General features: G+C 61.1%; 12 protein-coding genes and 1 pseudogene. 6 read left to right on the forward strand and 7 right to left on the reverse strand.

What is annotated here, in order from left to right; all coding sequences use genetic code 11:
* Positions 1 to 213: 213 nt before the first annotated feature.
* From DV027_RS14020 to ppk2, 3 genes are all read left to right on the forward strand, one after another.
* On the forward strand, positions 214 to 441 hold the full coding sequence (locus DV027_RS14020) for a hypothetical protein (protein WP_130732614.1): 228 nt from the start codon (positions 214 to 216) through the stop codon (positions 439 to 441).
* Positions 442 to 555: 114 nt separating this feature from the next.
* Positions 556 to 1,911 carry an inorganic phosphate transporter gene (locus tag DV027_RS14025; RefSeq protein ID WP_130732615.1) on the forward strand — a complete coding sequence of 452 codons (1,356 nt, stop codon included), beginning with the start codon at positions 556 to 558 and terminating at the stop codon, positions 1,909 to 1,911.
* 12 nt (positions 1,912 to 1,923) lie between these two features.
* Positions 1,924 to 2,844 (forward strand): polyphosphate kinase 2, encoded by a 921-nt coding sequence (gene ppk2, locus DV027_RS14030; protein ID WP_242621933.1) that lies wholly within the window; start codon positions 1,924 to 1,926, stop codon positions 2,842 to 2,844.
* A gap of 174 nt (positions 2,845 to 3,018) precedes the next feature.
* On the opposite strand, the gene DV027_RS14035 is transcribed toward ppk2, so the two are convergent.
* From DV027_RS14035 to DV027_RS14065, 7 genes and pseudogenes are all read right to left on the reverse strand, one after another.
* Positions 3,019 to 3,819, reverse strand: a complete 801-nt coding sequence (locus DV027_RS14035) for an SDR family NAD(P)-dependent oxidoreductase (RefSeq protein ID WP_130732616.1) — start codon at positions 3,817 to 3,819, stop codon at positions 3,019 to 3,021.
* Positions 3,820 to 3,987: 168 nt separating this feature from the next.
* Positions 3,988 to 6,261: a TonB-dependent receptor gene (locus tag DV027_RS14040; RefSeq protein ID WP_130732617.1), complete on the reverse strand. Its 2,274-nt coding sequence runs from the start codon at positions 6,259 to 6,261 to the stop codon at positions 3,988 to 3,990.
* A gap of 245 nt (positions 6,262 to 6,506) precedes the next feature.
* Complete coding sequence (locus DV027_RS14045) at positions 6,507 to 7,862, reverse strand: sensor histidine kinase (protein ID WP_130732618.1); 1,356 nt, start codon at positions 7,860 to 7,862, stop codon at positions 6,507 to 6,509.
* Positions 7,859 to 8,530, reverse strand: coding sequence for a response regulator transcription factor (locus DV027_RS14050; RefSeq protein WP_130732619.1), 672 nt, complete (start codon positions 8,528 to 8,530; stop codon positions 7,859 to 7,861). The genes DV027_RS14045 and DV027_RS14050 overlap by 4 nt, the downstream gene beginning before the upstream one ends.
* A 38-nt stretch (positions 8,531 to 8,568) precedes the next feature.
* Positions 8,569 to 8,980, reverse strand: a pseudogene (locus DV027_RS14055) (efflux RND transporter permease subunit); the annotation flags it as partial.
* Between the two features lie 39 nt (positions 8,981 to 9,019).
* Complete coding sequence (locus DV027_RS14060) at positions 9,020 to 9,451, reverse strand: hypothetical protein (protein ID WP_242621934.1); 432 nt, start codon at positions 9,449 to 9,451, stop codon at positions 9,020 to 9,022.
* A gap of 204 nt (positions 9,452 to 9,655) precedes the next feature.
* The gene (locus tag DV027_RS14065; protein ID WP_130732620.1) at positions 9,656 to 10,120 is read right to left on the reverse strand and encodes a nuclear transport factor 2 family protein; all 465 of its coding nucleotides are present in this window, start codon (positions 10,118 to 10,120) and stop codon (positions 9,656 to 9,658) included.
* 96 nt (positions 10,121 to 10,216) lie between these two features.
* Here DV027_RS14065 and DV027_RS14070 point away from each other — a divergent pair, with 96 nt between their 5' ends.
* The 3 genes from DV027_RS14070 (at position 10,217) to DV027_RS14080 (ending at position 13,231) form a co-directional block, all read left to right on the forward strand.
* Positions 10,217 to 11,158 carry a GlxA family transcriptional regulator gene (locus DV027_RS14070; protein WP_130732621.1) on the forward strand — a complete coding sequence of 314 codons (942 nt, stop codon included), beginning with the start codon at positions 10,217 to 10,219 and terminating at the stop codon, positions 11,156 to 11,158.
* Between the two features lie 104 nt (positions 11,159 to 11,262).
* Complete coding sequence (locus DV027_RS14075) at positions 11,263 to 12,099, forward strand: alpha/beta hydrolase (RefSeq protein WP_242621935.1); 837 nt, start codon at positions 11,263 to 11,265, stop codon at positions 12,097 to 12,099.
* 223 nt (positions 12,100 to 12,322) lie between these two features.
* Positions 12,323 to 13,231 (forward strand): DMT family transporter, encoded by a 909-nt coding sequence (locus DV027_RS14080; protein WP_130732622.1) that lies wholly within the window; start codon positions 12,323 to 12,325, stop codon positions 13,229 to 13,231.
* The last annotated feature ends 621 nt before the right edge of the window (positions 13,232 to 13,852 follow it).

A 13,852-nucleotide genomic window follows, 5' to 3' on the forward strand; every position in this document is an offset into this window, starting at 1 on the left:
TTTGATCTCATCAGGTTGTCACAAACCCATGAATCATAACCTACTGAAATCACTCAACTCATTTTCGGTCAGACACTGATATCTACTTGCGGCACGTCATATAAAGTTCACATATTTCGGGTTGAAGCCGCGCGGAAAAATGCGGCATAGCACCCGCAACGGGAAGGCCGGAAAGACGGGCTGCCCTTAAAACAACAGGCAGGAACGAGCCTCATGTTTGAATCCAGCGTTATTGAAATCGATGGCGTGTTCATTGGCATCGTATTTCAGGATGGCCCCGATGCGCCCTATACCTTCCGCGCCATGCACGAACGCGTGACCCAGATGGATGGCGATATCCTGCCCTCCTATGAAGATGCGGTGGCCCGCGCACGCACGCGCTTCCGCCTCGGGCGCTGCAAGCCTGCCCGCGGCATGGACGCCGCCCGGCACTATGCCTGAAAGCAGTATTCCATATTCATAAATATGAATATTATATTAAATAAGAATGATTATTATTTATTTTAAGGAACTTTTTATTTAAATTGGCATGACAATAACTTCTGGTGTTGTTTCATGCTTCATTTCGCACCCTATTCAACCTTTTCCATCCTGGCGCTGGTCGTGTGCTTCGCGCTGGTGTGCGTATTCGAATTCGTCAACGGTTTTCATGATACGGCCAACGCGGTCGCCACCGTCATCTACACCAAATCGCTCAAGCCACGCACTGCCGTAATCTGGTCGGGGCTGATGAACTTCGTGGGCGTGGTGCTGGGTGGCATCAGCGTGGCCTACGGGCTGGTGGAACTGCTGCCTGCCGATGTGCTCTCGCCCCCCAATGGCGACCCGGCGGTGCCCATGCTCATCGCCCTGTTCGGCACGGCGCTGGCGTGGAACCTGTTTACCTGGTGGTTCGGCATCCCCAATTCCAGTTCGCACTGCGTCATTGGCGCGCTGATCGGCATTGCCATTGGGGATGCATTGCTGCACACCCGCGCGATCGGCAACAGCGTTGACTGGTCACAGATCTGGAAGATCCTGCGCGCGCTGGCCATCTCCCCCCTGCTGGGGCTGATTGGTGCGGGCGGGCTGTATTTCATCCTCAAGCACCTGGTGCATGACCCCGAACTGTATCAGCCGCCGCAGGGCGACAAGCCGACACGCGGCTGGGTGCGCGGGCTGCTGATCCTGACCTGCACCGGGGTCAGCTTCTCGCACGGGAGCAATGACGGGCAGAAAAGCATTGGCCTCATCATGCTGACCATCATCGGCATCCTGCCCGCGACCTTTGCGCTCGCCCCTGACAGCAAACCCCAGATCAGCCATATCGCCCAATACGCTACCGACGCGGCCCCCCTGATCACGCAATATGACCATGACGGCCTGCGCGAGGAAGCCATCGCCTCGGTCAACCGCCTGACCCAGACCACGCCTGATACGGTCGTGCCCTCGCAGTTGCGCGCCGACCTGTATGAGGTCGTGGCCGGGCTGAAGGCCGTCTCGCTCAACACGCAGGCCTCCGCCCATGACCGCGCCACCGCCAAAACCCTGAGCAACCAGATGCGCCCGGTAGTGGAATACGCGCCGTGGTGGGTGCGCCTGCTCAGCGCGCTGTGCCTGGGCATTGGCACCATGATTGGCTACAAGCGCATCGTGCACACACTGGGCGAGAAGATCGGCAACACGCACCTCACCCCCGCGCAGGGCGCCTCGGCCGAGCTGGTGGGCGCGGGCCTGATCGCAACGGCGGGCTATACCGGGCTGCCGGTCAGCACCACGCACATCATCACCGCCGGCATCGCGGGCACCATGCTCGGCTCGGGCTCGGGCATCAACCGCGGCATGCTGGTCAAGATTGCGCTGGCATGGGTCTTTACCCTGCCTGTCACCATCACCATCGCCGCCGGCCTGTTCTACGTGCTGAGCTGGTAAGGCGCACTGCAAATGGGAACGACCCCTGACATGAACGACACCTGCAAGACCCCGTCAGACCGCGACCGCCTGCGCGAGGAGGTGCTTGATGACATTGACGAGGAAATTGAACTCGAACTCGATGATGCCCGCCTCGGTGCGGAAAACGGGGCGGATAACCCCGATTTCAGGAAAACCTATTTCCGCGAACTGCTGCGCCTGCAGGGCGAACTGGTCACGCTGCAGGACTGGGTGAAGGAGACCGGCCACCGTCTGGTCGTGATCTGCGAAGGGCGTGACGCGGCGGGCAAGGGTGGCGTGATCAAGCGCATTACCCAGCGCCTCAATCCGCGCATCTGCCGCGTGGCCGCCCTGCCCGCCCCCAATGACCGCGAGCGCACACAGTGGTATTTCCAGCGTTATGTGGCCCACCTGCCCGCCGCTGGCGAGATCGTGCTGTTTGACCGGAGCTGGTACAACCGCGCGGGCGTCGAGCGCGTGATGAATTTCTGCACGGATGAGGAATATGACGAGTTCTTCCGCGCCGTGCCGGAATTCGAGCGCATGCTGGTGCGCAGCGGCATACAGATTGTCAAATACTGGTTTTCCATTTCCGATGACGAACAGGAACTCCGCTTCCGCGCCCGCATGGAAGACCCGCTGAAGCAGTGGAAACTCAGCCCGATGGACCTTGAAAGCCGCCGCCGCTGGGAATCCTATACCCTGGCCAAGGAGATCATGCTCGAGCGCTCGAACATCGATGAAGCCCCCTGGTGGATCGTGCGCGCGGACAACAAGAAGAAGGCCCGCCTCAACTGCATCAGCCACCTGCTCTCGCAGGTGCCATACCATGAGGTTCACAAGCCTGAAGTGCGGCTGCCCGAGCGTGTCTACAGCCCTGACTACATTCGCCAGCCCGTGCCCGAGACCATGTTCGTGCCGGAGAAATACTGAAAGTTTTGGGGTGCCGCCTTTTTTCAAAAAGGCGGCGTTCTTCGAAGCTTTCTGAAAAAAGCTTCACCAGAAACTTCTTTATGATTCCTGTATGTTTTCGGGGCCAACTTTTTAAATAGTCCATAAAAGATGCAGCCTTTTAATAAAAAAGGCTGCATTTTTATTACGCTGGCTTTACAGGATACCGCCTGCAATTGGCAGGTTGACGCCGGTCATGTAGCTGGAATCATCACCAAGCAGGAATTCCACCACGCCGGGAATTTCCCTGATATCGCCATAACGGCGCATCGGCACGGAATTGATCATCTGCTCGGCCACCACCTTGGGGTCGGTCGAGAAATACTGGCTGCCCACCTTGGCCTGCAGTTCCACCTGCCGCTCCCACATGAAGCCGGGGCCCATGAAGGCGGGGCTGATGGCATTAACGCGGATATTATAGGGCGCCAGATCTTTCGAGGCCGTCTGGGTCAGGCCGATAATGGCGAATTTCGAGGCGCCATAGGCCGCCATGTTCGGCGGGCCGCCCACGCCCGCCATGCTGGCCGTGTTGACGATACGGCCGAATTTGCGCGCCACCATATGGCGCGAGACCGCGCGCAGCACATGAAACGCGCCACACACGTTAATGGTCATGACGCGGGCGAAATCCTCCACCGGGTAATCCTGCACCGGCGCGAAGGCACCCTGATAGCCCGCATTGTTGAACAGAAAATCGATCTGGCCAAAATCAGCCGCCACCCGATCCACCACCGCCTGCACACCTGCGGCATCCGTTACGTCGCAGCCATAGCCGCGTGCCGTAACCCCGACAGCGGCTACCGTGCGCACGGCCTCGTCAAGCTTGTCGCCCGCAAGGTCGAGCAGGGCGATGGCCGAGCCTGATGCCGCCAGCCGCTGCGCCGTGGCCAGGCCAATATTGCCTGCGCCCCCTGTTACCAGCGTGACCTTACCGCCAAACCGTTTGCTGTCTGTCATGTGCCGTGCTTTCTCCGTTCATGCATCTGGCAGCACGGCATGGCGCAGGTCCTGCGTGCTGCCTCGTGGCATCCATCATAGCGCTTTGGCTCCGCGCGGGTTCAACAGCTTTTTCAATGCTGACCAGCCGGGCTGGCAACAGGCGGGTTTACGAAGGCATCACGTTTTTTACAGATCGGCGCTGATCGAGAACTTGAAGGTCTCCGGATCACCCATGACCAGATCGCTCTGGTAAACCGAGGCCCAGTAGCGCTGGTTGCCGATGTTATCGACCTCGAAACGCGCGGTCAGCGGCTTCTTCGCCGCAAGGAAGGTATAGCGCGCGCCAAGGTCGAAGCGTGACCATGCCGGCAGGTGCGTCGTGTTCATGCTGTTGAACTGCTGCTTGCCGGTGCTGATGACGCGGCCCACCAGCGTCAGCCCCTTCACGAACGGCACGTCGTATTCAAGGTTGCCGTTGATGGTATAGTTCGGCACGCCGATCACGGTCTTGCCGTCATACGCGCCGCCCGCGGTATGCATCTGTTTGGCGTCGATCAGTGTCAGCCCACCATTGAAGCGCAGGCCGCGCAGGATCTCGCCATTGAAGGTCAGTTCCATGCCCCGGTTCCGCTGCCTGCCGTCCTGCGTGTAAATCTCCTGCCCGGTATTTCCGTAGGCTTCGGTCATGCCCTGTGGCATGGCGGTCTGGAAAAATGCGACACCGGCCGCGAAACGACCCACGTCGTACTTGGCGCCAACTTCGTACTGGGTGCTCTGGTACGGGGCGAAGACCTGCCCGGCATTGACGTAAGTCGCCCCCACCGTCTGCCCCGCCGACAGGCCCTGAATACGGTTGAAATACAGGGCGGCATGTTTGACCGGATGGATGACAAGCCCGATGACGGGGGAGAACGCCGCCGCATCGTAATGCGTCGTTAGTTTTGACGTATTGTAGTCGTATGAATCCGACAGGATATCCTGGTACCGGAAGCCCCCCGTCAGCGCGATGCGGTCGTGCCAGAACGTCATGGTATCAGACAGGAACAGGCTGTACAGCTTGTTCCACGCCACCCGACCAGGATTGTTCAGGATGCCACCACTATAGGTTTCCTGCGGGGTAAACTGCGTGGGGTGATAGATGTTGCCCGCCTGTGACGTCAGACTCATGGAATAGGCGGCGTCTGATTCTTCCCATATCGCGGACCCGCCAGCATTGATCTCGTGCTTGATGGGGCCGGTGGTGACATGCGCATGAATGCCGGCCTGCGTGGCCTCGTTCATGACGTTGTACGCATCCGCCATGGCCCCCACCCCACCGGCTCCGGTGCGGGAGTTGGTCAGCGTGGTGGTGGCGTAATTGCCCATTTCATTGCCGCCCTGCGCGCCGAATTTGCCGTAAGCGGTAATGTGGCTGCCAAAATCATGTTCGATGTTCAGCGTGCCGAACAGATAGCTCAGATCGGTATAGGCCCAGCGCTGCCCCCAGTTTTCCGACGGCGCGGTCGCCTTTGGCGCGGGCATGCCATCCGCCAGGCTGGAGACGATGATCGCGCTGCGTCCGCCATAAACCTGCTGTTTCTGGTAATTCATGTTCATGTCGATGCGCGTATCGTCGTTATGCCAGTCTAAGGCCGCGCCAAGGGCTACGTCATCACGTCGCTCGCCCTTGATCGGGGTTTCCCCATCCATGCCGGCGGCGTTGAAACGGAAACCAAAGGCATGGTCCTTGCCAAACCGGCGGCTTATGTCAAACGCGCCACCGCCCTGTCCACTACTGGTGTAATCGCCGGTGATGCGTGTGATATCCGTTGCCGTCGCCCGTTTGGGGATCAGGTTGACATTGCCGCCAATGGCCGAGCCACCAGGGGCAGCGCCATTCAGGAATGCGCTGGCACCATTGAGCACCTGCACTGAATCATAAAGCTGGGGCGAGACAAGCTGCCGCGGGGTGACACCATACAGGCCATCAATCGCGACATCATCGCCATACAGCGTAAAACCACGGATCTGGAACAGCTGGGCGTAGTTGCCGTAGCCCATGGTGGTGCGCACGGTGGGGTCATTGAGCAGCACATCGCCCAGCGTCTGTGACTGCTGGTTAAGGATCAGGCTGGAATTGTAGCTGCGGATGTTGAAGGGCACATCCAGCCCCTTCTTGTTGCCCAGCGCGCCAAGATCGCCCCCGCTGCTGACATACATGCGGTTGCGGCGCGCGGCGGTCACGACCATGTCCTCATGCCGCGCTGTTTCAGCGCCCGCATCGGGCGTGGGGCCTGGCGTTGCCGCGCCGTTCTTTTTGTGCACCGGGGCCGGTGTGACACCGGTTCTGCCCGCATCATCCGCCACGACGCCGGGCTGGTCCGCCGCCCGCGCCGCGGCCATGAAAACCGCCGGACCATAGCCCGCCGCCAGCAGCGGGGAGGCACAGATCGTGGTCAGGCATAGAGTGCGAAGACTCATTTCAAAGCTCACAAGGTCACGTTTCATACCCGCCTTATCGGGCTAATGATAATGAATTGCAATACATATGTACATGAATTGCATTCTCATAAACCATAGGCAAAACGCAGCCCCGCCTTTGGGAAAAGGCCAAAACACCCTGAAAAACAGAAGAAAAATTCTGACGCGGCTTTTCTCAAAAACCTTCGAAAAACCTCATTTTTTTGAAAAACGACGGCCCCGGAAACTTTTATCAAGCCAGGGCATCACCCCTCGCACGCCATCCCTTTGACAATCTCGGCATCAGGAAAGCGGATGGATATGAGAAAGCCCCGCTCCTGTTGCGGCAGGGGGGATGCAATATGCAGTGCGGCATCCATCTGCCCGGCAATGTTACTGGCAATGGCAAGACCGAGCCCACTGCCATCCGTGGTGGCTGAACCGCGCACGAACGGACTGGTCAGCCGCGCCAGGACAGGCCCCGGCAAGGGCGGGCAGTCATTGGCAATGTCCACCGTGCCGTCATCACGCAGGCTGATGCGTGCACAATCTGCCCCCGTGCCATGCAGCAGGGCATTTTCAATCAGATTGCGGAACAGGATGCCGGTGGCATCCATGTCGCCATGGACAAATATGCTTTGGATGTCCCCCGCCTCGATTTCCACGCGATGTGGGCCTTGTGAAGCATTGTCCATGTCATCAAGCAGAATGTGAAGAACAGCCAGCAGGTCAAAGCGCTCGCGCCTGAACGCCACGCCGGACATGGCCCTTGAAAACTGCAACAGCTTTTCCACCGTCCGGCCCAGCTGCCGGGTGCGCCCGGCAATGACCTGCACACGCGCCGCCATGGCCGAACCCGGCGCAAGGCTGGCTTCGAGCAGCTGGATCTGTGCCTGCAGCCCTGCAATGGGGTTACGCAGTTCATGCGCGGCACTGCCCGCAAAGGCGCGCTCGGTTTCCAGCGCCTTTTCCAGGCGGAGCAGCAGGGTGTTGAGCGATGTCTGGATGGAAATGAGTTCCACCGGCAGGTCACGCGGGGGCACGGGGCGCAGGTTGCCGCTGCCACGTGAGTGCATCTCGGCATTGAGCCGGTCGAGCGGCTGCAACGCGCGGCGCACCGTCAGGCGCACCAGCAGCCAGATAACCGGTATGAAGATGGGAATGGGCAGGAGATGGATGATCATGGCCCGCCGGATTGCCCCATGCCGGTGGCGCATCGGCTCGCCAATCATCACCCGGTAGGATGTGGCATCGGGCCCCGCCACATAAACACGAAAATGCTGCGTATCGGCAAAGCCCGCCTGCGCGGGCCATACAAAAGCCGCCACCGGCGCATTTTGCGAGCGCAGCACCACATGGCCCCCGGCATCCACGATCTGATAGGCCAGCGCCCATGCCCCCGCCCCCGGCACCACCGCAACCGTGCCGGTAGGGGCCGCATGAAGCTGGGTGACGATCGCGCTCTGCAACCGCTCGGACACCTCCTGCAGCGAGTTGTCCAGCCGCTCGATCATTTCATGGTGGGTGAAAAACCCGATGGCGACGCCAAGGGCGAGCAGGCTGATGATGACAACAGCCAGCACGCCGCTGATGATGCGGTTGGCGAGGCTCCAGCTTTTCATGCCGGCATTCCCACAGCCAGGCGGTATCCGCGCCCGCGCACGGTGCGGATGACCGTGTTGCCCACCTTCTTGCGCAGGCGGCTGATGAACACCTCGATGGTGTTGCTCTCCACATCATCGCCAAACGCATACAGGGCGGTCTCGATCTGGCTGCGCGAATGGATCATGCCCGGCCTGCGCGACAGCAGTTCCATGATGGCCCATTCCCGCGCCGTCAGTTCAAGCAGCACGCCATTGCGCCGCACCACGCGGTTCTGCCGGTCAATCGCAACATTCTCCACGCATATCGGCGCTGCGTGCTGGCGTGGCGCGAAGCGCCGGGCCACGGCGGTGATCCGGGCCACGAGTTCATCGAGGTCGTAGGGTTTGACGATATAGTCATCCGCCCCGTCAGACAGGCCCGCGATGCGGTCGCTGATCTGGTCCTCGGCGGTGGTGATGAGCACGGCAATGTCGAGGCCGCGCGCCCTGACCGCGCGCAGCAGGTCGCGCCCGTTGCCGTCTGGCAGGCCGAGATCGAGCAGCATGAAGTCATAGGCCACCGTTGCCAGGGCGGCGCGTGCCTCCTCGATGGTGGCAAACCAGTCCACCGCATGGCCAGCCTGCCGCACGCGCTCGAGCACCGCGGCCCCCAGATCGGCTTCATCTTCAACAACGAGGATACGCATCAGCCCCGATCCTTCCCGCCCATGACCCGTGCATGGAGTGATGGCAGCAGGGCCAGAAATGTGGAGGAGACCAACCCGCCATTGGCATCCACCACGCCGGGTACGAGGCGCACCTGGGGCTTCACGGTCCAGTTCATGATGCGGTTCAGATCCATCAGCGTGCGACCCTTCCCCTTTATCTGGAACTGCATGATCTTGCCCATGCCCGTGGCCAGCGGCCCCATGCCCAGGCTCACGCCGGGCACCGAAATGGCGCCACGGGCCTGCTGCAGGCGCCCGTTCACGCGGGTGCGGTCAAGGTTGATGTCCATTTTCATCGAACTGCACATACACCACCGATACCCCTCAGCACGAAACGGAAAGCAGGTCGGGCATGCCCGGAATGCCACTCAGCCTGGCCTCGACGGGAAAGGTGATGCGCTTTTCCACTGCTTCGGTAGCAAGGCCGGGCACAAAAGCGATACCGGGCGGCGCATGCCGGGCCAGCGTTCATGGTGCAACGGGGCCTCCTGCCTTGATGCGGGCGGCCAGATCATCCCACATGCGCTGGGTGGCGAGGTTGATGTCATTCGAGACCGCAAAGGGCGACTGGCTGCGCGACAGGACGGACAGGCCCATCCGCTCCCCGATCACGAACTGCCCGCGCGAGAACAGCATGACCGAAATCGACCCCTGCTGCCCCTGCCCGATGGGGCGGATGACCGACACCCGCAGGTGCGGAGCGGGCTGCGCGATCCTGCCAAAGGCCGCCTGCGCATCGGGGCCCGTGGGGCAGGCTACGCTGCGCAGCACCGCCTGACGCAGGACGGAATGGGGATAGCCGCCATACAACCCATCAACATGCAGCCTGACCCCTGCCGCCTGGCCCGCGCAGACCAGGTCCGTCCTGGCTGCTGCAGGCGCGGCCCATCCCCACGCCATGAAGGAAGCCAGCAGAACCGGGAGATAACGTAGCTTTACGCGCATGATGGCCTGTCAGGCTCCCTCTGTCGATCAATGGTGCCGGGCACCGGTCAGGACAGTTTTAGGGCGCGAAGCTGACGTGAACCTGAACGCGGGCTGACAGGGGCGCATTGCGCGCCCGGCCCGGCCGCGCGCCTGGCCCGATTGGCGGCTTATGACAGATTACAGACCCAGATCGGAAAGCCCCGGATGATCATTAGGGCGGCGACCGCCTGACCAGTGAAACAGCCGGTCAGCCGCCGTAATCGGCAGGTCATTGATTGACGCGAAGCGGTACTGCATGAGTCCCGCCGCATCGAATTCCCATAACTCGTTGCCATAGGACCGAAACCACGCGCCCGTGGCATCATGCCACTCATAGGCGAAACGGACGGCCATGCGATTGTTGCGAAAACCCCAGAGTTCCTTGATCAGGCGGTACTCGTGTTCCCGGCTCCATTTGCGGGTCAGGAACGCGATGATGTCATCGCGCCCATGGATGAATTCCGTGCGGTTGCGCCACTGGCTGTCCGGGGTATAGGCCTGGGCCACCTGCGTGGGGTTCTGGCTGTTCCAGGCATCTTCGGCGAGCCGGACCTTAAGGGCTGCGGTCTGTGCATCAAACGGTGGCAGGGGAGGACGTGACATACGGAAACTCCTGTATTCAATACAAAACAAGTGCGTGGGATGAGTGTGGTTCCTGAACCACATTGACGAAATGACAATGATCCCTCATTTCAGGCCATGACCCGTTCCATCGGCTTTGTGCTCTATCCCGATTTCCAGTTGCTTGATGCCGCCGGGCCTGCCACGGCGTTCGAGCTTGCCGGGCGTATCAGCGGGCAGGACTACGCGCTCAGAATGCTGTCGCGCCATGGCGGGCTGGTGCAGTCCTCTTCCGCAATAGCCGTGCAGACGCTGCCGCTCGATGCGGCGGAGGTATTTGACACCCTCATCACCGTTGGCGGGGAAGGCCACGGCACGGCCATGCACTGCGCTGACCTGCACGCCTTCCTTCAACGCCAGGCCCGCCGCACGCGGCGCATGTGCAGTGTCTGCTCCGGCGCGTTCGTGCTGGCCGCAGCAGGCCTGCTGCGGGGCCGGCGCGTGACCACGCATTGGCAGCAGGCGCAGAAATTCAGCCAGATGTTTGCCGATATCAGGCTCGAGCCTGACGCCATCTTCATCCATGACGGTCCTGTCTGGACCTCGGCCGGCATCAGTGCGGGCATCGACCTTGCCCTGGCACTGATAACACAGGACCATGGGGAAGATGTTGCCCGCCAGACGGCGCGGCAGATGGTTGTGTTTCATCGCCGCCCCGGCGGCCAGTCACAGTTTTCAGCCCTGCTGGAAATGGAAGGGGGCGCCGCGCGTTTTGATGCCCTTCTGGGCTGGATACGTGCCCACCTGTCGCAACGCCTGACCATAGAGGTACTGGCAGAGCGGATGGCCATGAGCCCGCGCCATTTTTCCCGTGCCTTTCAGGCCGCCGTCGGCACCAGCCCGGCAAAGGCGGTTGAACGCCTGCGTGTGGAGGCGGCGCATGAACGGATCGTGCATTCCACCACACCAATCGAGGCCATTGCGATCGCCACGGGGTTTCATGACCCCGAGCGCATGCGGCGGGCGTTCGTGCGTGTGTTCGGGTTGCCGCCACAGGCCATCCGTCGCGCGGCACGATGACCGGGGTTCCTGCGGATGGACATCGTGCATAAAAGACAGTTGAAGTGAGAGACGTTTTTTACAGTCCCCCTCCCCCACCCCAACCAGCCCCACCGGGACATCCGATGCGACAAGCCCCCCGTCTCGTGATCGTGGCACTCGCCTGTCTCGCACTGCTGCCAGCCGTGGCATATGCGCATGATCGCCCCCACCGGGACATGCCAGCCTTCAGCCCGGACGGGGGCTGGAACGAGCGGGTTTTCAACCTGCCGCTGAAGGATGGGGAACAGGTACGGGTGCTGTTGGCCACCCCGGCCCGACCGCGTGGGATCCTCGTCATGCTGCCCGGCGGGGCGGGTGATGTCGGCCTGGAAGCAGATGGCAGCATCCGGCACGGCGACAATTTTGTCGTACGCACGCGCAGCCTGTGGAACCAGCACGGTTACGCCGTGCTCATTCCCGATACGCATGACCATGCCAGCCTCAGGGGCCAGCGCAGTTCCCCCGCCTATGCCCGCATCATCACGGATCTCGTCGCCTTTGCGCACCGGCAGGGACCACAGGCTGTTTTTGTGCTGGGCACGAGCCAGGGCAGCATCGCGGCCGTCAATGGCGCGGCCCATGCACCGGCAGGCAGCCTTGCCGGTGTCGTGCTGACGGAATCCGTGTCCGTCATGGGAGGCAGCCGGGAAACGGTTTTCAGCGCCGACCCGCAAGACATCCGCGCGCCTGTTCTTGTCGTTGCCAACCATGATGACCGGTGCAAAGTGGCGCCACCCCAGGCCGCCCGGCAGATCGCGGATGCCATGACGGCCAGCCGGGACGTACATGTGCTGATGGTGGCGGGGGGCGCGACCCGATCGAAAAAAGACTGCGGATCGCTCTCCCCGCACGGCTATTTCGGCATTGAAGCACAGGTGATTGACGCCATCAGCCACTGGCTTGATGCCCATGCCGGATAATGCGTGCCGGCATGCCCGGATGCTGCTTCCGGGCAGCTTGAAAATCATCCGGCGATCTGGGGTTAGGCCTTGATTTCAGGGCGAAATCAACTACCCGAAAAAATGCAGGGCGTCATATGAAATCAGCTGCAGAAAATGCATGACTGGATTTACCGACAAGCGCTGGTCTTTCCCTTCCTGAATCCATATCTGCGCCTGAATAATTTTTTCGTGAGCAATGCGGATGAAGAATACCGGTCTTTCGGCGGGGATGATGCTGGCGTTTGCGGCATACGCTTCGTTTTCGATCAGTGATGCCTATTCCAAGCTGCTGGCAGGCCGGATCGACCCGTTTGAGGTCGCGTTCTTCGGCGGTGTTTTCGGCCTGCTGCTCATTCCCTTTATCCGGGGGAAAAACGAATCCTACCGTGACCTGTTCGTGGTCCGGCAGCCGGTCTTGTGGCTGATGCGGGCAGCCGCCACCTTTGCCGCCACGGCAGCGAGTGTCGAGGCCTTCATGCTCCTGCCCATGCCGGAGGCCTTTTCGCTCATTTTCCTCATGCCGCTGTTCGTGACCGTGCTTTCGGTCGTGCTGCTGCGCGAGAAAGTGTCCACGCTGGGGTGGCTTTCGGTCATCGTGGGCTTTATCGGCGTGCTGATCGTGCTGCGGCCCGGCCTGCGCGCGTTGCAGTTCGGACATCTGTGCGCCCTGATCGCGGCTGTGGCCAACGCCGTGGGCGTCATTGCCTACCGCCTGTCGGGCCACAACACGCCACGCCTGTCCATGTTCAGTTCCAGCCTGTGCGGCCCGCTGCTGGGCAATGGCGTGCTGATGGCAGCCCATGCAAGCTGGCCGCAGGGTGCCACGGTCTGGATGTTCCTGTTCGGCTATGGCTTCCTTGCCGCACTGGGGCAGTTGCTGATGATGCTGTCCGCCACCCGCGCCACGGCCAGCGCGATCGCCCTGCCGCAATACAGCCAGATGCTGTGGGCCGTGGCCTTCAGTTTCTATGTCTTTCATGAGCCGCTTGATAGCTGGACCTTTGTAGGCATTGCGGTCATTACCGCGTCGGGCCTGTTCAAATGGGCCTATCCGCGCCTGATTGGCCGGATGGTGCCCCTGCGGCACCAGCAGGCTGCGCAACCCCTATAAAAACCATTTGCAAACCACGCATTGATCAAAATTTTAGGGTGCCGCCTTTTTCACAAAAGGCGGCATTTTTCATGGTGGCGTGCCATGGGCTCTGTCGCCAGTAGCAGGACTGCTGCGCTCCCCGAATTTTGGCTCTTTCTTCTGCGCGGACGCCATCTTTCCAGATACGACGGCGCAACCGGTCCCGCCCTGCGCGAAACGGGCAGCCTGCCCATGCATGCCCACAGGGCCATCACCTGCTCCGACAGCAGGCAGGACGTGGCTCGTCCTGGCAGCCAAGCTGTTGCAGGATACCAAACGTATCCTGGCTGATCTGTCCTGCCTGTATGACCACAGATCCTTAGCCATTGCCTATACGCTGCACGCAATACCCGACCCCGGCCGGGACATTGACGAGCAGCAGCCCCGACATTGCGCCTGCTGTGGGAAATCATGAACGACATGCCGCCAGAAGCACAGGCCAGGCCAGAAATACACAGGTCGCAATCATAACGACCTCCGTACCTCATAATATGTGGCCAGGATAATTGATCAGGGTTTCGGAGCCTCGTCGCCCAAGCATGAAAATACGTATCTCCGCATCGTGACGCAGGCGCAAATACTGTGCAGGCAACAGGGAGA

Origin of the sequence: Komagataeibacter xylinus, assembly GCF_004302915.1 — a bacterium.
Lineage (GTDB): Bacteria > Pseudomonadota > Alphaproteobacteria > Acetobacterales > Acetobacteraceae > Komagataeibacter > Komagataeibacter xylinus_C.